This window comes from Serratia sp. TSA_105.2 (assembly GCF_052692115.1).
Genome location: NZ_JBQZFT010000003.1, coordinates 153,728 through 174,837, shown reverse-complemented (window position 1 = coordinate 174,837; position 21,110 = coordinate 153,728). Strand labels below are relative to the sequence as shown.

General features: G+C 59.5%; 24 protein-coding genes. 7 read left to right on the top strand and 17 right to left on the bottom strand.

Features of this window, described 5'->3' with window-relative positions; all coding sequences use genetic code 11:
* Positions 1–100: 100 nt before the first annotated feature.
* A complete protein-coding gene (yfbR, locus tag ACUTSC_RS11960; RefSeq protein WP_025303666.1) occupies positions 101–700 on the top strand; it encodes a 5'-deoxynucleotidase in 600 nt (199 codons plus the stop codon).
* Between the two features lie 27 nt (positions 701–727).
* On the opposite strand, the gene ACUTSC_RS11955 is transcribed toward yfbR, so the two are convergent.
* From ACUTSC_RS11955 to yfbV, 4 genes are all read right to left on the bottom strand, one after another.
* Positions 728–2,578, bottom strand: coding sequence for an SLC13 family permease (locus tag ACUTSC_RS11955; RefSeq protein WP_197768167.1), 1,851 nt, complete (start codon positions 2,576–2,578; stop codon positions 728–730).
* 80 nt (positions 2,579–2,658) lie between these two features.
* Positions 2,659–3,315 (bottom strand): sugar phosphatase, encoded by a 657-nt coding sequence (locus ACUTSC_RS11950; RefSeq protein ID WP_197768168.1) that lies wholly within the window; start codon positions 3,313–3,315, stop codon positions 2,659–2,661.
* A gap of 17 nt (positions 3,316–3,332) precedes the next feature.
* A complete protein-coding gene (locus tag ACUTSC_RS11945) occupies positions 3,333–3,827 on the bottom strand; it encodes a YfbU family protein (protein ID WP_016926898.1) in 495 nt (164 codons plus the stop codon).
* A gap of 143 nt (positions 3,828–3,970) precedes the next feature.
* Positions 3,971–4,426 (bottom strand): terminus macrodomain insulation protein YfbV, encoded by a 456-nt coding sequence (gene yfbV, locus ACUTSC_RS11940; protein WP_004936061.1) that lies wholly within the window; start codon positions 4,424–4,426, stop codon positions 3,971–3,973.
* Between the two features lie 358 nt (positions 4,427–4,784).
* Between yfbV and ackA the strand changes: the two genes are divergently transcribed.
* Together ackA and pta are read left to right on the top strand one after the other, a co-directional pair.
* On the top strand, positions 4,785–5,987 hold the full coding sequence (gene ackA, locus ACUTSC_RS11935; RefSeq protein ID WP_055312511.1) for an acetate kinase: 1,203 nt from the start codon (positions 4,785–4,787) through the stop codon (positions 5,985–5,987).
* A gap of 74 nt (positions 5,988–6,061) precedes the next feature.
* A complete protein-coding gene (pta, locus tag ACUTSC_RS11930; protein ID WP_033635332.1) occupies positions 6,062–8,218 on the top strand; it encodes a phosphate acetyltransferase in 2,157 nt (718 codons plus the stop codon).
* 101 nt (positions 8,219–8,319) lie between these two features.
* Here the strand turns inward: pta and ACUTSC_RS11925 are convergent, their stop codons facing one another.
* The 8 genes from ACUTSC_RS11925 to ACUTSC_RS11890 form a co-directional block, all read right to left on the bottom strand.
* Positions 8,320–8,766 (bottom strand): hypothetical protein, encoded by a 447-nt coding sequence (locus tag ACUTSC_RS11925; RefSeq protein WP_197768169.1) that lies wholly within the window; start codon positions 8,764–8,766, stop codon positions 8,320–8,322.
* Positions 8,744–9,136 (bottom strand): polymorphic toxin type 44 domain-containing protein, encoded by a 393-nt coding sequence (locus ACUTSC_RS11920; RefSeq protein ID WP_445653345.1) that lies wholly within the window; start codon positions 9,134–9,136, stop codon positions 8,744–8,746. The genes ACUTSC_RS11925 and ACUTSC_RS11920 overlap by 23 nt, the downstream gene beginning before the upstream one ends.
* 132 nt (positions 9,137–9,268) lie before the next feature.
* Complete coding sequence (locus ACUTSC_RS11915; RefSeq protein ID WP_443006797.1) at positions 9,269–9,745, bottom strand: putative T6SS immunity periplasmic lipoprotein; 477 nt, start codon at positions 9,743–9,745, stop codon at positions 9,269–9,271.
* Positions 9,746–9,968: 223 nt separating this feature from the next.
* Positions 9,969–10,928, bottom strand: a complete 960-nt coding sequence (locus tag ACUTSC_RS11910; protein WP_142110272.1) for a transketolase family protein — start codon at positions 10,926–10,928, stop codon at positions 9,969–9,971.
* Positions 10,921–11,772 carry a 1-deoxy-D-xylulose-5-phosphate synthase N-terminal domain-containing protein gene (locus ACUTSC_RS11905; protein ID WP_197768171.1) on the bottom strand — a complete coding sequence of 284 codons (852 nt, stop codon included), beginning with the start codon at positions 11,770–11,772 and terminating at the stop codon, positions 10,921–10,923. Before ACUTSC_RS11905 ends, ACUTSC_RS11910 begins: the two co-directional genes overlap by 8 nt.
* Positions 11,773–11,785: 13 nt before the next feature.
* Positions 11,786–13,165, bottom strand: coding sequence for a PTS ascorbate transporter subunit IIC (locus ACUTSC_RS11900; protein WP_043140091.1), 1,380 nt, complete (start codon positions 13,163–13,165; stop codon positions 11,786–11,788).
* 23 nt (positions 13,166–13,188) lie between these two features.
* Positions 13,189–13,470 (bottom strand): PTS sugar transporter subunit IIB, encoded by a 282-nt coding sequence (locus ACUTSC_RS11895; protein ID WP_025303676.1) that lies wholly within the window; start codon positions 13,468–13,470, stop codon positions 13,189–13,191.
* Between the two features lie 92 nt (positions 13,471–13,562).
* On the bottom strand, positions 13,563–14,006 hold the full coding sequence (locus ACUTSC_RS11890) for a PTS sugar transporter subunit IIA (protein WP_038876423.1): 444 nt from the start codon (positions 14,004–14,006) through the stop codon (positions 13,563–13,565).
* A gap of 309 nt (positions 14,007–14,315) precedes the next feature.
* On the opposite strand from ACUTSC_RS11890, the gene ACUTSC_RS11885 reads away from it, so the two are divergent.
* On the top strand, positions 14,316–15,335 hold the full coding sequence (locus ACUTSC_RS11885) for a LacI family DNA-binding transcriptional regulator (protein ID WP_038876425.1): 1,020 nt from the start codon (positions 14,316–14,318) through the stop codon (positions 15,333–15,335).
* A 54-nt stretch (positions 15,336–15,389) separates the two neighbouring features.
* On the opposite strand, the gene yfcD is transcribed toward ACUTSC_RS11885, so the two are convergent.
* Positions 15,390–15,935 (bottom strand): NUDIX hydrolase YfcD, encoded by a 546-nt coding sequence (gene yfcD, locus ACUTSC_RS11880; RefSeq protein WP_004936086.1) that lies wholly within the window; start codon positions 15,933–15,935, stop codon positions 15,390–15,392.
* Positions 15,936–16,034: 99 nt separating this feature from the next.
* Positions 16,035–16,586, bottom strand: a complete 552-nt coding sequence (gene yfcE / locus ACUTSC_RS11875; RefSeq protein ID WP_033635338.1) for a phosphodiesterase — start codon at positions 16,584–16,586, stop codon at positions 16,035–16,037.
* Between the two features lie 233 nt (positions 16,587–16,819).
* Between yfcE and yfcG the strand changes: the two genes are divergently transcribed.
* From yfcG to ACUTSC_RS11860, 3 genes are all read left to right on the top strand, one after another.
* Positions 16,820–17,449: a GSH-dependent disulfide bond oxidoreductase gene (gene yfcG, locus ACUTSC_RS11870; protein WP_063988980.1), complete on the top strand. Its 630-nt coding sequence runs from the start codon at positions 16,820–16,822 to the stop codon at positions 17,447–17,449.
* 110 nt (positions 17,450–17,559) lie between these two features.
* On the top strand, positions 17,560–17,931 hold the full coding sequence (gene folX, locus ACUTSC_RS11865) for a dihydroneopterin triphosphate 2'-epimerase (protein ID WP_063988979.1): 372 nt from the start codon (positions 17,560–17,562) through the stop codon (positions 17,929–17,931).
* Positions 17,932–17,947: 16 nt separating this feature from the next.
* Complete coding sequence (locus ACUTSC_RS11860) at positions 17,948–18,862, top strand: TIGR01777 family oxidoreductase (RefSeq protein ID WP_197768172.1); 915 nt, start codon at positions 17,948–17,950, stop codon at positions 18,860–18,862.
* 7 nt (positions 18,863–18,869) lie between these two features.
* On the opposite strand, the gene hisP is transcribed toward ACUTSC_RS11860, so the two are convergent.
* Genes hisP through ACUTSC_RS11845 form a run of 3 tightly spaced genes read right to left on the bottom strand, consistent with a single transcriptional unit; the run spans position 18,870 to position 21,052 of the window.
* Positions 18,870–19,643: a histidine ABC transporter ATP-binding protein HisP gene (hisP, locus tag ACUTSC_RS11855; protein ID WP_004936098.1), complete on the bottom strand. Its 774-nt coding sequence runs from the start codon at positions 19,641–19,643 to the stop codon at positions 18,870–18,872.
* A gap of 21 nt (positions 19,644–19,664) precedes the next feature.
* Positions 19,665–20,369 carry an ABC transporter permease gene (locus tag ACUTSC_RS11850; RefSeq protein WP_033635343.1) on the bottom strand — a complete coding sequence of 235 codons (705 nt, stop codon included), beginning with the start codon at positions 20,367–20,369 and terminating at the stop codon, positions 19,665–19,667.
* Positions 20,366–21,052, bottom strand: coding sequence for a histidine ABC transporter permease HisQ (locus ACUTSC_RS11845; protein ID WP_060420026.1), 687 nt, complete (start codon positions 21,050–21,052; stop codon positions 20,366–20,368). Before ACUTSC_RS11845 ends, ACUTSC_RS11850 begins: the two co-directional genes overlap by 4 nt.
* Positions 21,053–21,110: the final 58 nt, after the last annotated feature.

The window sequence follows — 21,110 nt, the reverse complement described above, 5'->3', positions numbered from 1 at the left end:
GGGCGCAGCGCCTTGCTGCGCCCTTCTCTCACAGCCCGGTTGCAAAATTCGCCGTCACTGCTTCACAATGGGGGCCTCACTTGCCGTTAAAGAGAGCACCATGAGCCAGAGCCATTTCTTCGCCCATCTGTCCCGCCTGAAACTGATCAACCGCTGGCCGCTGATGCGCAACGTGCGTACCGAAAACGTCTCCGAACACAGTCTGCAGGTGGCTTTCGTCGCCCATGCGTTGGCGGTGATCAAGAACCGCAAATTCAACGGCAACCTCAACGCCGACCGCGTTGCGCTGCTGGCGATGTATCACGACGCCAGCGAAGTGATCACCGGCGACATGCCGACGCCGATCAAGTACTACAATCCGCAGATCGCCCATGAATACAAGAAGATCGAAAAGATCGCCCAGCAAAAGCTGTTGGACATGATCCCCGCGGAGCTGCGCAACGATTTCCGCACCATTCTCGATGAGCACTACTACAGCGAAGATGAAAAGCAGGTGGTAAAGCAGGCAGACGCGCTGTGCGCCTACCTGAAATGCCTGGAAGAACTCTCTGCCGGCAACAACGAATTCACCCTGGCCAAGGCGCGGCTGGACAAAACCCTGGAACAGCGCCGCAGCCCGGAAATGGACTACTTCATGGACGTGTTCATTCCCAGCTTCAGCCTGTCATTGGACGAAATCAGCCTCGACAGTTCGCTGTAACCCCGCCGGCGCAGCCCCGCTGCGCCGTTAAAAACCGTAAAGCCACGGCACCACAATCACGCTGACCGCCATCACCAACAGGGTGAACGGCACGCCAAGACGCACGAAATCGCCGAATTTGTAATTGCCCGGCCCCAGCACCAGCGTGTTGACCGGTGAAGAGACCGGCGTCATAAAGGCGGCGGACGCGGCGATGGCGATAATCATCGCGAACGGGTATGGCGAGACGCCCATTTCGCGCGCGGCGGCGATGGCGATCGGCGCCATTAGCACCGCTGTCGCGGTGTTGGAAATAAACAGCCCGATGGTGGCGCACAAGACGAACAGACACAGCAGCATCACGCGCGGCCCCGCGCCGCCGGCGACATCCATCAGCCCCCTGACGATCAGATCCACCCCGCCGGTCTTTTGCAGCGCCTGCGCGAACGGCATCATCCCGACGATCAAAATGATGCTAGGCCAATGGATCGATTTATAGGCGCTCTCCATGTCGATACAGCGGAACTTGCCCATCAGCAGGCAGGCGATCAGCGCCGCGATCGGATTGGGGATTTCGTCGGTCAACATCATTGCCACCATCAGCGCCAGGCAAAACAGCGCGTGCGGCGCCTGCGTGATGGCCGGCGCCACTTCGTCCACCTCGGCCGGCAGGTTGAGCACGATAAAGTCGTGGGTTTTGGCCTGCAGCTGACGGATCGCCTTCCAGTCGCCGATCACCAGCAAAATGTCGCCCAGCTCCAGCGGCTCGTCCACCAGCTTGCCGCCCAGCGTCTCGCCGTGGCGGCGGATGCCCACCACGTTCAGATCGTAGCGGCTGCGGAACGCCGCTTCGCGCAGGCTTTTGCCCAGCAGCGCCGAGTCCGGGATCAGCGACACTTCGGCCATGCCGACGTTGCGCGACTGTTCCGAGAAGTAATCGCCGCGCAGCACCATCGGCTCCAGCCGCTGCTCGCCGCAGAATTCACGCAGATCGACCTGGCTGTCCGACATGTCGATCAAGAGGACGTCGCCCTCGCGCAGCTCAGTGCTGCCGGAGGCGCTGACCATCACCCGCCGGAAGCGTTTCCAGCGCTCGATGCCCACCACGTTGGCGCCATAGCGCGCACGCAGATGCAGTTCATCCAGCGAACGCCCGATCAGCGGCGAAGCGTTGCGGACAGCCAGCCGCCGCGCGCGGCCGGTCAGCTTGTAGTCGCGGATCAAATCGCGGAAGGTGCGGCGCTGCCAGTCGTCGCCGGCTTTGCCCGTTTCGCCGCTGCCCAGCCAACGCCGGGCGATCAGCATGTAGCCGACGCCCAGCGCCAGCACCACCAGGCCAATGGGCGTCACGCTGAAGAAACCGAAACCATGGATGCCTTCACGCACCAGTTCGCTGTTGACCACCATATTGGGCGGCGTGGCCACCAGCGTCATCATGCCGCTGATCAGCCCGGCGAAGCTGAGCGGCATCATCAGCCGCCCCGGCGCGATCTTCATTCTGGCCGTCACGCTGAGCACCACCGGGATAAAGATCGCCACCACGCCGGTCGAGCTCATGAACGCGCCCAGCCCGGCGACCGTCACCATCAGCAGCATCAACATTTTGGTTTCGCTGCTGCCGGCCACTTTCACCAGCCAGTCCCCCACCTGATAGGCCACGCCGGTGCGCACCAGCCCCTCGCCGATCACGAACAGCGCCGCGATCAAAATCACGTTAGGATCGCTGAAACCGACCGTCGCCTCCTGCAGGCTGAGCGTGCCGCTCAGCACGAAGGCGATGATCACCAACAGGGCCACCACGTCCATGCGCAGCTTGTTGGTGGTAAACAGCACGATGGCAATCAGCAGTAAACTCAGCACCCACAGTAATTCGCTGTTCAAAATGGCCTCATCCGGCAAATGTCCAAGGGTCTAAAAAATAGCATAAAAAAAACCCCGCCGAAGCGGGGTCTAATCAATTAGGGTGAAGATAATGCCGCTCAGGCCAGCCGGCGAACGATCGCACCCTGCGCCGTTTTATCGACGGCGATCTGCGCCAGCGAATCCAGCCGCAGGTCGACCTGATCCAGCTTCGGCGCATCCGCCGGCGCGTTGACCGCAATCACCTGGCAGCCCGCCGCCAGGCCGGAGAGAATGCCGGCCGGCGCGTCTTCAACCACCACGCACTCGTGCGGCGCCAGCCCCAGACGATCGGCGCCCAGCAGGTAAGCGTCAGGCTGTGGCTTACCGTGTTTAACCTGCTCGGCGGTGATGAACACCTCCGGCTGCGGCAAACCGCCGGCCTGGCGGCGAGCGCCGGCCACCGGCACCGAACCGGAGGTGACGATCGCCCAAGGAATGCCGAGCGCATTCAGGCGCTCCAGCAGCGCAATCGCACCCGGCAGCGCGCGAACGCCGTCGGTATCCTGCGCTTCGGCCTGCTCCAGCAACTCGAACTCGCGCTGAATTTCCGCTTCGCTTTCGCCCGGCATAAAGTGGCGCAGAGAAGTAATGGCCTGTTTACCGTGAATGAAGTCCAGCACCGCTTGCGGATTGACGCCGCGGCGCTCGGCCCAGTGCGTCCAGGCGCGCTCTACCGCCGGCAATGAATCCACCAGGGTGCCATCAAGATCGAACAGAAAACCCTTACACTCCACAGAAAACCTCTTCTTAATCAAGCATTGATGATTTGCGCTATCTCAACGGCGCTCAGGTGATACTGGCGCGGACAGGCCAGCCAGATCGCCAGCATACGCTGGTATTTTTCCCACATTTTGGTCTGGGCGTTGAAACCGTGGCTGCCGGAATCGAAGTGAGTATAGCGCCCCTCGGTGCTGACCAGGAAACGCACGTAGCTCAGGTAGCGCGCTTCGGTGGCGGCGTCGAAGCCGAGAAACGCCAGGCGGCGCTCGTCCAGATCCTGCTTCTCTTTCAGGTTGCCCCAGGAAACCTGCAGCGCATGGTGCATCTCCATCACGTTGATGATGGTGCGGCACACCTCTTCGCTCAGTTCGCCGAAGTCGCGATCCAGTTCGCGCATTTGCAACCCAAAGCCGCGTTCGACGATGGTTTGCAACCGGCGATAACGGTCGCCGTTGTCCGGATCGAGCAGGGTCATCATCTTGTACTGGTTCGACAGGATCAGCCGCTGAGCATTGGTCATTTCCATCAGGATTTCCTCATTTCTGTGTGATGGCGGGAGCATCGCACAGCGCAAGAACGCAGGAAATCACAACTCGACCGTTCTTTGATTTAAACCGGGGTTATTGGCGCTTTGACGAAAAAGGCCGCATCAACGCGGCCTTTTCTCAGTTACAGATCGTCGAGGAAGGTTTTGTCCAACTGCTTGAAAGCGCGCTTGAGCAGATCGGCCAACGTCTGATAGGTCGGCGTGCCCTCCAGCGGCGCCACCGCCTGCCCGGCTTCCGTCAGCTTATTGCGCACCTCATGGAACCATTGCAGCAGCGTCGGCGGCAGCGGCGTGACCGAACGGCGCCCCAGCCACCACAGCCCCTGCATCGGCAGGCTGCAGGCGAACAGCGCGGTGGCGATCGCCGGGCCGAGCTGACCGCCGAGCGCGATCTGCCAGGTCAGCGTGAAAATCGCCAACGGCGGCATGAAACGGATAGCGAAACGGGTGGCACGCGCAACGCGGTTCTCCGGAAAGACCGGTGCCAGACGTTTGTCCGACGGCCAGGTTTTCATATAATGCTGCCCGCGCTGGAAGACCTGAAACCAGCTTACGGAACCGGACGGTTTGCTCGTCATTGCGTACCTCAACGTCACGTAAAGAAACTAAAAGCGTGCAGCCAGAGACCATACTAAAAAATTTGAAGCTTTAAATTTATTTTGTGTTTACACCGGGCTATCGGTATCCTAAGCCGGCCTTGTGGCCGGTAGAAGATGACGTAATTTTTGTCAACTTTTAGCCCTATAAAAATCAAGATTATTTAAACCGCAGAGAAATCATCGGTTTTTCCATCATCCTGTGATTTGTGCACTTCACATGATGTTAATCATAAATGTCATCGGCACTATGCGCTACGCTTGTTGTCTGATTGACGATTAATTCACCACGTGTTTTCGATTTTCTTTTAACAACACGACTATTTAAGTAGGTACTTCCATGTCGAGTAAGCTAGTACTGGTTCTTAACTGCGGCAGTTCTTCTCTGAAATTCGCCATCATCGATGCCGTTAACGGCGACGAATTCCTCTCCGGTTTGGCCGAGTGTTTCCACCTGCCTGAAGCTCGCATCAAGTGGAAAATGGACGGCGCCAAACACGAAGCTGCCCTGGGGGCCGGCGCTGCACACAGCGAAGCGCTGAACTTCATTGTTAATACTATTCTGGCACAAAAACCAGAGCTTTCTGCGCAGCTGACCGCTATCGGCCACCGCATCGTGCATGGCGGCGAGAAGTTTACCGCTTCCGCCGTGATCAACGACGAAGTTCTGCAGGGTATCAAAGATTCCGTGCCGTTTGCACCACTGCACAACCCGGCTCACCTGATCGGCATCGCGGAAGCGCTGAAATCCTTCCCTAACCTGGCCGACAAGAACGTTGCCGTGTTCGACACCGCGTTCCACCAGACCATGCCGGAAGAATCTTACCTGTACGCCCTGCCGTACAGCCTGTACCGCGACCACGGCGTTCGCCGCTACGGCGCACACGGCACCAGCCACTTCTACGTGACTCAGGAAGCCGCGAAGATGCTGAACAAGCCGGTAGAAGAAGTGAACGTGATCACTTGCCACCTGGGCAACGGCGGTTCCGTTACCGCAGTGCGCAACGGCCAGTGCGTTGACACCTCCATGGGCCTGACCCCGCTGGAAGGCCTGGTGATGGGCACCCGCAGCGGTGACATCGATCCGGCTATCATCTTCCACCTGCACGATTCTCTGGGCATGAGCGTTGACCAGATCAACAAGATGCTGACCAAAGAATCCGGCCTGCTGGGCCTGACCGAAGTCACCAGCGACTGCCGTTACGTTGAAGACAACTACGACAGCAAAGCCGACGCCAAACGCGCCATGGACGTGTTCTGCCACCGCCTGGCCAAATACATCGGCGCATACAGCGCCCTGATGGAAGGCCGTCTGGACGCGGTGATCTTCACCGGCGGCATCGGCGAGAACGCCGGCATGGTGCGTGAGCTGACCCTGAACAAACTGGGCCTGCTGGGCTTCGAAATCGACCACGACCGCAACATGGCCGCTCGCTTCGGCAAATCCGGCGCCATCACCAAAGACGGCAGCCGCCTGGCGCTGGTGATCCCGACCAACGAAGAGTTGGTCATCGCGCAGGACGCATCCCGCCTGACCGCGTAATGCTCTCAAAACACCGTCAGCCCAGGCTGACGGTGTTGTTTTAGCCTCATGTTAATCGTGAAGAGGACTATTCTGTGTCACGTACTATTATGTTGATCCCCACCGGCACCAGCGTCGGCCTGACCAGCGTCAGCCTGGGTGTCATCCGCTCCATGGAGCAAAAAGGCGTTCGTCTGAGCGTGTTCAAGCCTATCGCTCAACCGCGCACCGGCGACAATGCGCTCGACCAGACCACCACCATCATCCGCAGCAACTCCACCATCCCGGCGGCCGAACCGCTGCGCATGGACTACGTTGAGGGCCTGCTGAGCTCCAACCAGCAAGACGTGCTGATGGAAGAGATCGTGGCGCGTTACCACGAGAACACCAAAGACGCGGAAGTGGTGCTGATCGAAGGCCTGGTGCCGACCCGCAAGCATCAGTTCGCCAACGCGCTGAACTACGAGATCGCCAAAACCCTGAACGCCGAGATCGTCTTCGTGCTGGCGCTGGGCAACGACTCCCCGGCGCAGCTGAAAGAGCGCATCGAACTGGCGCGCACCAGCTTCGGCGGCAGCAAGAACAAAAACATCACCGGCGTGATCATCAACAAGCTGAACGCACCGGTCGACGATCAGGGTCGCACCCGTCCTGACCTGTCCGAAATCTTCGACGACTCCACCAAAGCCAGCATCGCCCACGTCGATCCTGCGCAGCTGTTCGCCAACAGCCCGCTGCCGGTTCTGGGCTGCGTGCCGTGGAGCTTCGATCTGATCGCCACCCGCGCCATCGACATGGCTCGCCACCTGAAGGCCCGCGTGGTCAATGAAGGCGACATCATGACTCGCCGCGTGAAGTCCGTGACCTTCTGTGCGCGCAGCATCCCGCACATGCTGGAACACTTCCGCCCGGGCTCTCTGCTGGTGACCTCCGCAGACCGTCCTGACGTGCTGGTCTCCGCCTGCCTGGCGGCGATGAACGGCGTGGAAATCGGCGCCATCCTGCTGACCGGCGGCTACGCCATCGACGAGCCGATCAAGAAGCTGTGCGAACGCGCCTTCCAAACCGGCCTGCCGGTGTTCATGGTCGACACCAACACCTGGCAGACCTCGCTGAGCCTGCAGAGCTTCAACCTCGAAGTGCCGGCGGACGACCACCAGCGCATCGAGAAAGTGCAGAACTACGTGGCCAGCCACATCAACACCGAGTGGATCGACTCGCTGACCGCCACCTCCGAGCGTTCACGCCGTCTGTCTCCACCGGCGTTCCGTTACGAGCTGACCGAGCTGGCGCGTAAAGCCGGCAAACGCATCGTGCTGCCGGAAGGCGACGAGCCGCGCACCGTGAAAGCGGCGGCCATCTGCGCCGAACGCGGCATCGCGGAATGCGTGCTGCTCGGCAACCCGGAAGAGATCCAGCGCGTCGCGGCAGCGCAAGGCGTTGAGCTGGGCAAAGGCATCGAAATCGTCGATCCGGTCGCCGTGCGTGAAAACTACGTGCCGCGTCTGGTTGAGCTGCGCAAGAGCAAGGGCATGACCGAAGTGGTCGCGCGCGAGCAGCTGGAAGACAACGTGGTGCTCGGCACCCTGATGCTGGAACAAGGTGAAGTCGACGGTCTGGTCTCCGGCGCGGTTCACACCACCGCCAACACTATCCGTCCGCCGTTGCAGCTGATCAAAACCGCGCCGGGCAGCTCGCTGGTGTCCTCCGTGTTCTTCATGCTGTTGCCTGACCAGGTACTGGTCTACGGCGACTGCGCGATCAACCCGGATCCGACCGCCGAGCAGCTGTCTGAAATCGCCATCCAGTCTGCGGATTCTGCCGCGGCCTTCGGCATCGAGCCACGCGTGGCGATGATCTCCTACTCCACCGGCAACTCCGGTGCGGGCAGCGACGTCGAGAAAGTGCGCGAAGCGACCCGCCTGGCACAGGAAAAACGCCCGGACCTGATCATCGACGGCCCGCTGCAGTACGACGCCGCCATCATGGCCGACGTTGCCAAGTCCAAGGCGCCGAACTCACCGGTAGCCGGCCAGGCGACCGTGTTCATCTTCCCGGATCTGAACACCGGCAACACCACCTACAAAGCGGTACAGCGTTCCGCTGACCTGGTCTCCATCGGGCCGATGCTGCAAGGCATGCGCAAGCCGGTGAACGACCTGTCGCGCGGCGCACTGGTTGACGATATCGTCTACACCGTTGCGCTGACGGCGATCCAGTCTTCCCAGGCTGACGCTGCCGCTAAGGCGTAATAAACCGTTAAAAAAAGCCAGTCAGGTAATCCTGACTGGCTTTTTTATGCCTGATATTCTTGGTGATTATGCTGTTTTAGACAATACCCGCCAACCCACCATCATCGCCAGGCGCTGACGCCCCGTGCAGAAAAATCAATGGTAGGCATGATGGGTGTTTGGCTGTTCGTGGCATAGAAAAATGCCGAATTCGTAAAGGAATACACCTTGCCGGAAAAATTGATGGTGATGCGGTTACCCTCACCACGGATAGTTGCATCAGCCCGATCCGCCGTCAAGATTGGCGCACTTTGACTCAGCACGTTGATAGGATCCCCATCCAGGCTTCTGTTCAAATAGTAACGATACACATCCGTGTCGGTAGCCCCCGCATTCTGGTACTCGGTGATGTAGAGCCAAATATCGTCGGTCAACTGCTTTTTGCTATAGAGCTTATCGTCATAAGTATCGCGGGTGGCATACCAGTACCCCGCCAATCCGACGACAATAACCAACAAAATTGCCGTCAGCAGCCGATGAGCCCATTTAGTAACCATGCCGAGTTGCATAATCAATTCCTTGTTTGATCCAATATTGATCCTGAGGGTCATCACCATACGGCGGGTGTTGATACCACTGACTCCATTCTGGCCGCGATGTTCCTGCCCGTGACTGAGCAAATCCAGCGCCCATCAACAAAATATCTGCGGGAATTCCAGCCGCGGTACCGGTTGCACCATAATTGAAATTACCAAAGTTAGCCAATGCGCGATTTTGCTGCTTGTAATCCCAAGGGCCCCGATTTTTCACCTTATGGTAGAACCAATAGTAAGTACCAGGCAACGCCATGTTACGCGGTTGCCACTTCCTGCGCGCCTCGCGCAAGTTTCTGGCAAGAATAGTAAAACCGCCTGGCGGCAGTAATGGAACCACGGCCACAATCTCCACCTTGAGAGCCGAATGTAATTTATGGTGCAGAAACCCAACGGCACTCTCTCAAGCGTTATGCCTATCACTTCGCTTCACACACATTGCCGTCCTTGTCATTTCATTCATCCCTCTTTGGCTTTATTACTCCGCGCTGGCAATAACCTGCAAAATCTGGCCGTCGCTGATTTTCAGCGAGAAACTACGCTGCCAGAAACGTTTGGAATCTGCATCCTGAGAATCCACGGTACTGATTGCCACGGTGTAGGGCACATTGCTCTCAAATGCCTTGAACGAGTATGGGATACATTGGCCGGGCGTAATCGTCTCAACGGGCTTCGGTGGTAGAGTGGCCCTGCGCCAGAGCTCATGCGTTTGACTATCCAACCGTTGTTCAATAGCGATGCTGACCAGACTGACCCTGCCACTCTGTGTTGGGTAGGCTTGCGGTAAAGAGAAACAGAGATCATTTCCCCGCAGCGTAATGTCCGCAGCGTAAAAACGTTGCTTTTCAAGCCTACAGCCACTGAGCAACATCATCATGATGAGGGTATAGAAAGAGCGGGATAGCGTGATCTCGCCTGGCGTCAGCCTTCTGAACGAGCCTCTTGCTGTTATCATTATTCACTCCATGAATATAACTTATTGTATTTATTAGACTGTTTTTATTATCTCTTTTTACCCAAGCATTGGCCATCTATTATCCATTAAAAGCAAAAAGCCCCCTAAGGGGCTTCTCAGTTGATAACGTGTCAGTCATGACTCAGGTACTGGGCAGGAAGGTATGTGCTTTATCCAGAGCACCAGACCTCATTCGTTACAGCAGTTGTTATTGACTCGAGAACTATTTTTGCAGCAGCTGCCCAGCGGCCTCCAGAATATGCTCGGCGGTCAGGCCATACTCCTGTTGCAAGAACGCCTGAGTGCCCACCTGGCCGTAACGCTCCTTCACCCCCACGCGCCGCATTGGCGTCGGGCACTCTTCCGCCAGCACCTCCGCCACCGCCGATCCCAGCCCGTTATGAATGCTGTGGTTTTCACAGGTGACGATGCGCCCGGTTTTGGCCGCATAGGTTTTGATCAGTTCACGGTCGATAGGCTTGAGGGTGAACATATCGATCACCGCCGCGCTGATGCCCTGCTGCGCCAGCATCTGCGCCGCCTTCAGCGCCTCCGCCACCATGATGCCGTTGGCAATCAGCGTAATGTCGTCGCCGTCGCGCAGCAGGTTGCCCTTGCCGATGGTAAAGCGCGAGCCCTCCTGGTAGATGCGCGTCGCCTGCTTGCGAATGGTGCGCACCCAGTAGAAGCCGCGCAGATCCATCAGTTGGCGCAGAATGTCGGCGAACATGGTGGCGTCGGTCACCTCCAGCACTACCGAATGCGCCAGCCCGCGCACGATGCCCATATCCTCGAACGACATGTGGGTGCCGCCGTTGTGGCAGGCGCTCACCCCGGCGTCGGAGGCGATCACCTTGACGTTGTTGCGCTGATAATCCAGCGACATGAACAGCTGATCGAAACAGCGGCGGCTGGCGAAGGCGGTAAAGGTATGCACGAACGGCACCCGGCCGGTGAGCGACAGCCCGGCGGCGACGCCGATCACGTTGGCCTCCATGATGCCGCAGTTGATCACGTGCTGCGGGTGATCCTTGTGCACGCCGTCCATCGCCATCGAGCTCATCAGATCCGCCTCCAGCGCGATGATCGGCGCGCCCGCCTCAATCTGCCGACGCACCGCGCCGGCGTAGACTTTGCGCATTTCGACGGCGTCGTTTTCCAACTGCGTCACTACGTTAAACATGGGCGGCCTCCAGTTCGGCGATGGCTTTTTCGATTTCATGCTGCACGTCCGGCGTCAGGCGCAGGTGGTGAGAGTTCGACAGGTTTTCCAGATAGGCCACGCCCTGCCCTTTGATGCTGTCGAGCACGATCGCCAGCGGCCGCTGTTCGCCGCCGCGCGCCGGCGCTACCGCCGCCAGCAGCGCCGCGATGTCGTCGCCCTTGATGGTCTGCACCTCAAAGCCGAAGGCGCGGAACTTGGCGGCCAGATCGAACGGTTGGATCACCTCGTCCAGCGCGCCGTCCAGCTGTTGCTTGTTGTAATCGATGAACAGCGTCAGGTTGTTCAGATTGTGGTGGGCGATAAACTGGAACGCCTCCCAGCACTGCCCTTCATTCAGTTCCCCATCGCCGAGGATGCTGAACACCCGATTGCGGCGCCCCGCCAGCCGATGGGATAACGCCATGCCGGCGGCGATCGACACGCCCTGCCCCAGCGAACCGGTGGTGGCGTCCACGCCGCGCGTGCGCAGCCGGTCCGGGTGGCTCGGCAGACGCGTGCCGTTCTGGTTGAGGGTCTTCAGCTCCGCCAGCGGGAAGTAGCCCTTGATCGCCAGCGTGCTGTACAGCGCCGGGCCGGCGTGCCCTTTCGACAGCACGAAGTCATCGCGCTCCGGCCAGTCCGGATCCGCCGGATCGATACGCATCACGCTGCCGTACAGCACCGCCAGCGTCTCCACCACCGACATGCAGCCGCCGTAGTGGCCGAAGCCCAGCCCGGTCAGCGCTTTCAGCGTTTCCAGGCGGATCGCCCGCGCCAGCGTATGTAGCTCTTCAATTTCCGTTTCGCTCGTTGTGTAGTTCATCAGTCTGCCCTCGTTATTTCTCGACGCGATCAGCGGCCGGCGCGCCTTTGCGTTTTCCCAGGAAGTTATGCGCCACCAGCAGCGCGAACACGGCGACGATCGCCAGCATGATCATCTCCTTCGACATAAAGCGCGCCATATTGCCCAGCAGGATGCCGATCACGCCAAAGTCGGCGTCGGAGAAGGTGGTGTTGGCAAAGCCCAGCGCCCCCAGCACCGGCAGCAGCAATACCGGCAGGAAGGTGATCAGCAGCCCGTTGGCGAAGGCGCCCAGCATCGCGCCACGCCGCCCGCCGGTGGCGTTGCCGAACACCCCGGCGGTAGCGCCGGTGAAGAAGTGCGGCACTACGCCGGGCAGGATCAGCACCATCTTCAGCTGCCCCAGCAGGAACAGCCCGGCCAATCCGCCAAGGAAGCTGAACAGGAAGCCGATCAGCACCGCGTTGGGGGCATAGGGATAGACCACCGGGCAATCCAGCGCCGGCCGCGCGTTAGGCACCAGCTTTTCCGAGAAGCCGGTGAACGCCGGCACGATTTCCGCCAGAATCAGGCGCACGCCTTGCAGGATGATGAACACCCCGGCGGCGAAGGTGATGGCCTGAATGATCGAATACACCAGGTAGTTCTGGCCGCCGCTGAGCTCGCTTTCCACATAGGCCCGCCCGGCGCAGATCGCCAGGATCAGGTAGATGACGATCATGGTCATCGAGATCGAAATGGAGCTGTCGCGCAGGAAGCTGAGGTTTTTCGGCAGGTTCATCTCTTCGGTCGAGCGCGAGTTTTTACCCACCTTCGAACCGATCCAGCCGGACAGCACGTAGCCCAGTGTGCCGAAGTGGCCGAAGGCGATATCGTCATTGCCGGTGATGCGGCGCATATAGCGTTGGGCGATCGCCGGGAAGAACGCCATCACCAGCCCCAGGGTCAGCGCGCCGGTAAACACCAGCTGCACGCCCTCGAAGCCCGCCACCGTCAGGATGATGCCGATCATGCAGGCCATGTAGAAGGTGTGGTGGCCGGTCAGGAAGATGTATTTCAGCCGGGTGAAGCGCGCCACCACGATATTCGCCACCATGCCGAACGCCATGATCAGCGCGGTGGAGGCGCCGTATTTCTCCAGCGCGATGGAGACAATGGCTTCGTTATTCGGAATGATGCCCTGAATATTGAACGCGTGTTCGAACATGCCGCCCAGCGGATTGAGCGATCCGACCAATACCGTGGCGCCGCCGCCCAAAACGATAAAGCCGAGAATGGTTTTTACCGTGCCTTTCACCACGTCGGAAAACGATTTCTTTTGCGCCAGCAAACCGATCAGCGCAATAAGCCCGACCAGTACCGAAGGCACCTTTAATATATCTACCACAAACTTAAGCGTTTCCTGGATAAACATATCCACCTCGCCAATCGTTTTATTCAGATGATTGAGTGGGCTTCGAAGTAAGCGCGCAGCTTGGCTTCCAGCTCATTAATGTCGATGATGTTGCTGATCACCACCAGCTGCTCGGCCGGTACGCTGGCGCTGTCGGCGATGTCTTTCGCCATCACGAACACGTCGGCGGCGCCGGGAGTGGCGGACGACAGATCGGAGTGTTCGACCTCGGCCTCCACCCCCATCTTTTTCAGCACCTTTTTAATGTTCATTTCCACCATAAAACTGCTGCCGAGACCGGAACCGCAAATCGCCATGATTTTCATAATATCCACCTGTTGAATTTAGCGTGTAGGGTAGCGCCGCCGGTCATATTCCCGGCGTTGTTAGCATTAATAGTGTTCCTGGTGATTAAGCGTTAATAGCGGGCGATAATATCCTCGATTTGCCGTTTATCTTTGGCATGAAATAACGCCTCCATGGCCTGATTGTCTGAAAATAATTCCGCCAGTTGCGAAATCAATTCAATGTGGCTGTCGCCGTCGGGCGCCGAAAGCATCACCACCACCTGAACCGGATCGTTATCCGCGGAATGAAAGTTCACCCCCTGATGGATCTTCAACAGCGATAACCCCAGCGCGTTGGCGCCCTCCTCGGGCCGGGCGTGCGGCATAGCGATGCCGGGCGCCAGGACAAAGTAAGGCCCGAGCTTCTCCTGCTGATGAAAGATGGCCGTCAGATAATTCGGCGTGATCACGCCGTCTTGCAGCAGCGGCTGCGCGCTCAGCGTTACCGCCTGGCGCCAGTCCTCCACCCGTTCGCACAGCTGTATATGATCGGCGGTCAGCCACTCTTTCAGCACGTTACCCTCCTAAAGGTGATGGTTTCGGCCGGTGATTAATTCACCGGTGACGCTAAAACTTTAATCAACCCCTCCCGGCCACACAGTGATGGATATCACAAAGATAGCGCTACCAAAGCGCTATCATGCAGATCTGTGATAGCGCTATCAAAACGCCGCGCCGCGGCATGGCGTTAACCACAATTTTTTCTCGCTATTTCGGGTAACGGGGTAGAATGTGCCGCATACGGGGATCGTCGAAGCCGCGCCGTCGGCTTCCCGCCCTCACCATTTTTATGCGCCGCGCGCGCATTTCAGTCGGGATTAGGCATGTCGATCGGTAAAAAACGACGCAGCACGGGCAGGGTGACGTTGGCTGACGTAGCGCAGCTGGCGGGCGTCGGCACCATGACGGTGTCGCGCGCGCTGCGCACGCCGGAGCAGGTATCAGACAAACTGCGCGAGAAGATTGAAGCCGCGGTGAGCGAACTGGGGTATCTGCCCAACCTGGCCGCCAGTTCGCTGGCGTCGGCCTCGTCCTACACCATCGCCATGGTGGTGCCCAGCCTGTCCGAATCCGGCTGCGCCGAGATGTTCGCCGGTCTGCAGAAAGTGCTGCAGCCGGCCGGTTATCACATCATGCTGGCGGAGTCGCAGCATCACCTCGAACGCGAAGAGAAATTGCTGGAGACCCTGCTCTCTTACAACCTGGCGGCGGCGGTGCTGCTCAGCGTCGAGCATTCGCAAAATGCCCGTAACGCGCTGATCGCCGCCAACATTCCGGTGGTGGAGATCGGCGCCGTGCGCGCCGATCCGATCGACATGAGCATCGGCATCGACTACGTGGCGGCCATGTATCAGCTGACGCAAACGGTGATCGCCAGCGGCTATCAGAACATCGGGCTGCTGTGCGCCAACCAGGAACAGTGGATCTTCCAGCAGCACCTGCAGGGCTGGCACAAGGCGCTGCTGCGCAACCATATGTCGCCGCATCGGGTGATCAACGCCGCGCAGCCCGCCAGCTTCAGCACCGGCGCGCAGCAGCTGCCGGAATTCCTGCTGGCCTGGCCGGAGCTGGACGCGCTGGTGTGCGCCTCGGACGAACTGGCCGGCGGCGCGCTGTATGAATGCCAGCGGCGGCGCATCAAGGTGCCGGACAATCTGGCGGTGGTGGGGTTCGGCAACAGCGAGTTCAGCCGGGTCTGCCAGCCGCCGCTGACCACCATGACCATTCCGCATCGCGACATCGGCATTCAGGCCGGCCAGGCGCTGCTGGCGCGCCTGAACGAGCAGCCCTGGCTGCCGGCAGGCTCCCTGCCCGCCACGCTGTGCCGCCGCGACAGCTGCTGAATCCGCGCCATAAAAAAAGCCGGTCGATGACCGGCTTTCTCACGCGTTGGCGTCTCAGTGGTTGTCGAGCGGCTTACCGTAATCCTGCTCGTTGTTGCGCGTCAGCCACAGCGACAGCGCCTTCAGCGAATCCGGGGTAAACTCGTCGCAGCGCGCGGTGATCTCTTCCGGCGTCAGCCAGCACACCTCGGCCACTTCTTCTTCCTGCAGCGCGAACGGGCCGTGCGAAACGCAGCTGAACAGCGCGCCCCACACCCGGCACTGCTCTTCTTCGAAATAGAACAGACCGTGTTCGGCGAAAGGCACGCCGGCGATACCCAGCTCTTCTTCCGCCTCGCGGCGCGCCGAGTCCAGCACGTTTTCACCGCTTTGCACTACGCCACCCGCCGTCGCGTCCAACCAGCCCGGGTAGAAGTCCTTGATCTCGGTGCGACGCTGCACCAGAATTTTTCCCATCCCATCATGCACCACAATATAGGTAGCACGATGACGCAGCCGCTCCGCCCGCATCTGTTGACGACTGGATTGCGCGATCACCTCGTTTTGCTCGTCGACGATATCAACCCATTCGGTATCTGCAGCCTGACCCTGTTCCGCCATCCTCTAAAACCTTCTATTTTGGCGCGATGCATCCCGCGCGCTGGTTAATCAATGAGTGTTTTTCAAAGATTTTTATTGTGTGTGTATAAATTAGTGCGTTTAGCGTGTTAACGCCACTTCCGCGACGACCTTGCCGTCGTCGAGCGTCAGCACGCGCAAAGTGCCCCGATCCAACATGCCGTAGCTGGCCGGAAAGCCCCCTTTGGGAATGCTGACCGAGCCCGGATTGAAGCAATAGATCTCACCCTGCCGCTCCGCCTGCGGCAGATGCGTATGGCCGTAGGCCAGGACGTCACCGCGGGATAACGGCGGCAGTGCCGAGGGATGATAAAGGTGACCGTGGGTCAAAAACAATCGTCTTTTTTGCAGTAAAACCTGTTGCCAGGGCGCCTCGATGGGAAACGTCAGCAGCATCTGATCGACCTCGCTGTCGCAATTGCCGCGAACGGCGATGATCTTGTCGCTATAGCGATTCAATCGTTCGGCAACCTGAGCGGGCTGATACCCGGCCGGCAGCGCGTTGCGCGGGCCGTGATTCAGCAAATCACCCAGAAGAATCAGCCAGTCGGCGCCGTTTTGTGCGAACAATTCCAGCACGCGTTCGGTGGCCGGCAGCGATCCGTGAATATCCGAGGCGAACATCAGCTTCATAACCTTGTCCTATAGAGGGAAATAAGCGCCATTTTACCGCGACGGCGCCGTGCGGCAAACCGCCGCCCGCCCCGGTGGAGAATTGTGATCCAACCGCGCAGATAGCATCGGACGAATCCCACATAGCCTGCTATCCTTAGCTGCTATTGTTGGATCTCTGATATACCTTTGTGCGCGGCGAAGACCGCAGCAACGTGTAATGAATTACAGATCACCTTACCGCAGGAGGCAACATGATTGACCTGTATTACGCGCCTACTCCCAATGGTCACAAGATCACCTTGTTTTTGGAAGAGGTCGGCTTACCCTACCGTATCCATCGCGTAAACATCAGCGCCGGCGAGCAGTACAAACCGGACTTTCTGAGCATTTCTCCCAACAACAAAATCCCGGCGATCGTCGATCAGCAACCGGTGGACGGCGGCGCGCCAATCAGCCTGTTCGAGTCCGGGGAAATCCTGCTGTATCTGGCGGAGAAAACCGGCAAGCTGTTGAGCAAGGGCCTGCGCGAGCGCGCCGCCACCCTGCAGTGGCTGTTCTGGCAGGTGGCCGGGTTCGGGCCGATGCTCGGGCAGAATCACCACTTCAACCACTACGCGCCGCAGCCGGTGCCTTACGCCATCGAGCGCTACCAGCTGGAAACCAAGCGGCTGTATGGCGTGCTGGAAGCCGAGCTGCAAAAGCACCCGTACCTGGGCGGCGACAACTACAGCATCGCCGATATCGCCACCTACCCGTGGGTGGTGTCGCATCCGCGCCAGCGCATCGATCTGGCGGATTACCCGGCGGTGCGCAACTGGTTCGAGCGCATCAACAACCGCCCGGCGACCGAGCGCGCCTATAAGCTGGCCGAACAGGGCTAACCCCGCTCCCCGACTCCCCGCCGCCGGGGAGTCACATCGCCCCTGCGTTATCATTTCCCTACTTTCCGTGTATTCTGAACGCCAATAATCAGACCTATGGAGAATCTCTGATGTCTTTCAGTCAACCCGACGCCGTTATTCGCATTAAAAATCTGCGGTTGCGCACGTTCATCGGTATCAAGGAAGAGGAAATCAACAACCGACAGGACGTCCTGATCAACGTGGCGATCCACTACCCGGCGGACAAGGCGCGCAACAGCGAAGACATCGCCGACGCGCTCAACTACCGCACCATCACCAAAGCGATCATCCGCCATGTGGAAGATAACCGCTTCGCGCTGCTGGAAAAATTAACGCAGGATGTGCTCGATATCGTAAAAGAACATGCCTGGGTGACCTATGCTGAAGTGGAGATAGATAAACTTCTGGCCCTGCGCTATGCCGATTCGGTCTCCATGACCATGAGCTACCGCCGGGACTAACTCAGGGAGGTCGACCATGCGGATCCTGATCACCGGCGCAACGGGATTGATAGGCAGCAGCCTGACGGCCAGGCTGCTGGCGCTTTCTCACCACATTACGGTGCTGACGCGAGACGAACGGCGAGCCCGAGCCAGGCTGGGCGACCAGCCGAGCTATTGGCAAACGCTGGACGACCGGCAGTCGCTGGATGACTTCGATGCGGTGATCAATTTGGCCGGCGAACCTATCGCCGACAAGCGCTGGAGCGCGCAGCAGAAACAGCGGCTGTGCCATAGCCGCTGGGATCTGACCGAGCGGTTGGCGCAGCTTATCAAGGCCGGCAGCACGCCGCCCGGCGTGCTGATTTCCGGTTCCGCCGTCGGCTACTACGGCGACCAGGGGCAGGCGGTGGTCACCGAAGAGGAGCCGCCGCACGACGAATTCACCCACCAGCTGTGCCAACGCTGGGAAGCGCTGGCGCTGCAGGCACAGAGCGACGCCACCCGGGTCTGCCTGCTGCGCACCGGCGTGGTGCTGGCGCCACAGGGCGGCGCGCTGGCTAAAATGCTGCCGCCGTTCCGCTTCGGGCTGGGCGGCCCGATCGGCGACGGCCGCCAATACCTGCCGTGGATCCATCTCGAAGACATGGTCAACGGCATTATTTATCTGCTGGATCACGCCACTCTGACCGGCCCGTTCAACATGGTCGCTCCCTACCCGGTGCATAACGAGCAGTTCGCCGCCCAATTGGCCAACGTGCTCGATCGCCCGGCGTTTCTGCGGATGCCGGCGTTTGTCATGCGTTTGTTGATGGGGGAAGCGGCGGTGCTGGTGCTCGGTGGCCAGCGGGCGGTGCCGAAGCGGCTGGAGGAGGCCGGCTTCCACTTCCGCTATCTGGAGTTGGAACAGGCGCTGGATGACGTGATTAATCAGCGGGCCGAAGCCCGCTGATCTGAAGTTACTTCAACGCGCCGGACAGGAACTGCTGCAGGCGCGGGCTTTTGGGGTTGCCGAACAGCTCGGCAGGCGGCCCCTGCTCTTCAATCAATCCTTTGTGCAGGAAAATCACGTGGTTGGAAACGTGGCGCGCAAACTCCATTTCGTGCGTCACCACCACCATGGTTTTCCCCTCCTCCGCCAGCTTCTGCATGATGCGCAGCACCTCGCCCACCAGCTCGGGATCCAGCGCCGACGTCGGTTCGTCAAACAGCAGCACTTCCGGCTCCATCGCCAACGCGCGGGCGATAGAAACGCGCTGCTGCTGGCCGCCCGACAGGTGCACCGGGTATTTGCCGCGCGCCCGCTCATCGATGCCCACCTTATCCAGATAGCGAACCGCGCGCTCGTGCGCGTCGGCCTTGCTCAGCCCCAGCACCTGCACCGGCGCCTCCATCACGTTCTCCAGCACCGTCATGTGGCTCCACAGATTGAAATGCTGGAACACCATGGTCAGGCGGGTGCGCAGCAGCTGCAACTGCTTCTTGTCGAACACCTTCAGCTGGCCGTCTTTGTCGCGCACCATGCGAATGTCTTCGTTGTTCAGGCTGATCGAGCCTTCGCTCGGCTTCTCGAGGAAGTTGATGCAGCGCAGAAAGGTGCTTTTGCCGGAGCCGGAGGAGCCGATGATGCTGATCACATCCCCGGCGTTGGCCGCCAGCGAGACGCCCTTCAGCACTTCGTGGTCGCCATAGCGTTTGTGCAGTTCGGTGACGGCTAATTTATTCTCAGACATGGTTTTTCTTCCCGTCATTTATCAGTGACTAACGTGTGCCATCCAGCGTTTTTCAGCTTTGCGGAACAGGCTGATTAACACGTAGGAGATGATCAGGTACAGCACCGCCGCGATGCCGAAAGCGTAGAACGGCTGATAGGTCGCGGCGTTGATGTCGCGCGCGATCTTCAGCAGATCCGGCACGGTGGCGGTAAACGCCAGCGCGGTGGAGTGCAGCATCAGGATCACTTCGTTGCTGTAAGCCGGCAGCGCGGTGCGCAGCGCCGAAGGTAAAATGATGCAGCGATACATCTTGAAGCGCGAGAAACCGTAGGCGTTGGCGGCCTCGATTTCACCGTGCGGCACCGAGCGGATGGCCCCGGCGAAGATCTCGGTGGTATAGGCGCAGGTGTTGAGCGTCAGTGCCAGGATGGTGCAGTTGAGCCCGCTGCGGAAAAACGCATTGAGAAACTCGCTGCCGCGCACGATCTCAAGGCTGTACATGCCGGAGTAGAACACCAGCAGCTGCACGTACAGCGGCGTACCGCGAAATACATAGGTGTAGAGCCACACCGGGAAACGCACCCAGCGAATGGAAGAGACTCGCGCCACCGCCATCGGGATCGCCAGCAGCCCGCCCATCACCACCGAGGCGATCAGCAGCCACAGCGTTACCGCCACGCCGGTGAAGCGGTAGCCGTCGCTCCACAGCAGCGACTGCCAATACTGTTGCAGGATCTCAATCATAGCTCGGCCCTCTTGACGCCCAGTGAGTAACGCCGTTCAAGCCACAGCAGCACGCCGTTGGAAACGGTAGTGAAGATCAGGTAAACCACGCCGGCCACGATGGCGAAGAAGAACGGTTGATAGGTGCCTTTCCCCGCCAGCTGCGTGGCTTTTACCACGTCGTTCAGGCCGAGGATCGACACCAGCGCCGTCGCCTTCAGGATCACCTGCCAGTTGTTGCCGATGCCCGGCAAAGCGAAACGCATCATCGCCGGGAACAGAATGCGCCGGAAGATCTGCGCGCCGCTGAAGCCGTAGGCCGTCGCCGCTTCGATCTGCCCTTTCGGCACCGCCAGATAGGCGCCGCGGAAGGTCTCGGTAAAATAAGCGCCGTAGATAAAGCCGAGGGTAATGATGCCTGCGCCGAGCGGATCGATATCGATCTGCGAGAAACCCAGCAGCGTAGTGATGTTGTTCAGCGCGATTTGCAGACCGTAAAAGATCAGCAGCATCAGCACCAGATCGGGCACGCCGCGGATCAGCGTGGTATAGGCGCCGAACAGACCGGAGATAAAAGGGTTATGGGACAGTTTGCCACCGGCGCCGATCAGGCCGATCACCACCGCCAGCACCACGGAACTGAGGGCCAGCTCCAACGTCACCAGAGCCCCCTCGAAAATCAGTTGGGAATAGCCTTGCAGCATCTACTTCACCCTGTGGTCTAGGATCCGAACCATCGGGGCCGGCGCACCGGCCCCGCAG

Bases quoted from the DNA above. Each gene is read 5' to 3' on its own strand.
- ACUTSC_RS11850 (WP_033635343.1), bottom strand. From the start codon at position 20,369: ATGATTGAGATCCTGCAACAGTATTGGCAGTCGCTGCTGTGGAGCGAC.
- ACUTSC_RS11905 (WP_197768171.1), bottom strand. From the start codon at position 11,772: ATGAACTACACAACGAGCGAAACGGAAATTGAAGAGCTACATACGCTG.
- ackA (WP_055312511.1), top strand. From the start codon at position 4,785: ATGTCGAGTAAGCTAGTACTGGTTCTTAACTGCGGCAGTTCTTCTCTG.
- hisP (WP_004936098.1), bottom strand. From the start codon at position 19,643: ATGTCTGAGAATAAATTAGCCGTCACCGAACTGCACAAACGCTATGGC.
- yfcD (WP_004936086.1), bottom strand. From the start codon at position 15,935: ATGGCGGAACAGGGTCAGGCTGCAGATACCGAATGGGTTGATATCGTC.
- ACUTSC_RS11900 (WP_043140091.1), bottom strand. From the start codon at position 13,165: ATGTTTATCCAGGAAACGCTTAAGTTTGTGGTAGATATATTAAAGGTG.
- ACUTSC_RS11895 (WP_025303676.1), bottom strand. From the start codon at position 13,470: ATGAAAATCATGGCGATTTGCGGTTCCGGTCTCGGCAGCAGTTTTATG.
- ACUTSC_RS11845 (WP_060420026.1), bottom strand. From the start codon at position 21,052: ATGCTGCAAGGCTATTCCCAACTGATTTTCGAGGGGGCTCTGGTGACG.
- yfcG (WP_063988980.1), top strand. From the start codon at position 16,820: ATGATTGACCTGTATTACGCGCCTACTCCCAATGGTCACAAGATCACC.
- yfbV (WP_004936061.1), bottom strand. From the start codon at position 4,426: ATGACGAGCAAACCGTCCGGTTCCGTAAGCTGGTTTCAGGTCTTCCAG.
- yfcE (WP_033635338.1), bottom strand. From the start codon at position 16,586: ATGAAGCTGATGTTCGCCTCGGATATTCACGGATCGCTGCCGGCCACC.
- ACUTSC_RS11925 (WP_197768169.1), bottom strand. From the start codon at position 8,766: ATGCAACTCGGCATGGTTACTAAATGGGCTCATCGGCTGCTGACGGCA.
- folX (WP_063988979.1), top strand. From the start codon at position 17,560: ATGTCTTTCAGTCAACCCGACGCCGTTATTCGCATTAAAAATCTGCGG.
- yfbR (WP_025303666.1), top strand. From the start codon at position 101: ATGAGCCAGAGCCATTTCTTCGCCCATCTGTCCCGCCTGAAACTGATC.
- ACUTSC_RS11860 (WP_197768172.1), top strand. From the start codon at position 17,948: ATGCGGATCCTGATCACCGGCGCAACGGGATTGATAGGCAGCAGCCTG.
- ACUTSC_RS11945 (WP_016926898.1), bottom strand. From the start codon at position 3,827: ATGGAAATGACCAATGCTCAGCGGCTGATCCTGTCGAACCAGTACAAG.
- ACUTSC_RS11915 (WP_443006797.1), bottom strand. From the start codon at position 9,745: ATGATAACAGCAAGAGGCTCGTTCAGAAGGCTGACGCCAGGCGAGATC.
- ACUTSC_RS11910 (WP_142110272.1), bottom strand. From the start codon at position 10,928: ATGTTTAACGTAGTGACGCAGTTGGAAAACGACGCCGTCGAAATGCGC.
- ACUTSC_RS11885 (WP_038876425.1), top strand. From the start codon at position 14,316: ATGTCGATCGGTAAAAAACGACGCAGCACGGGCAGGGTGACGTTGGCT.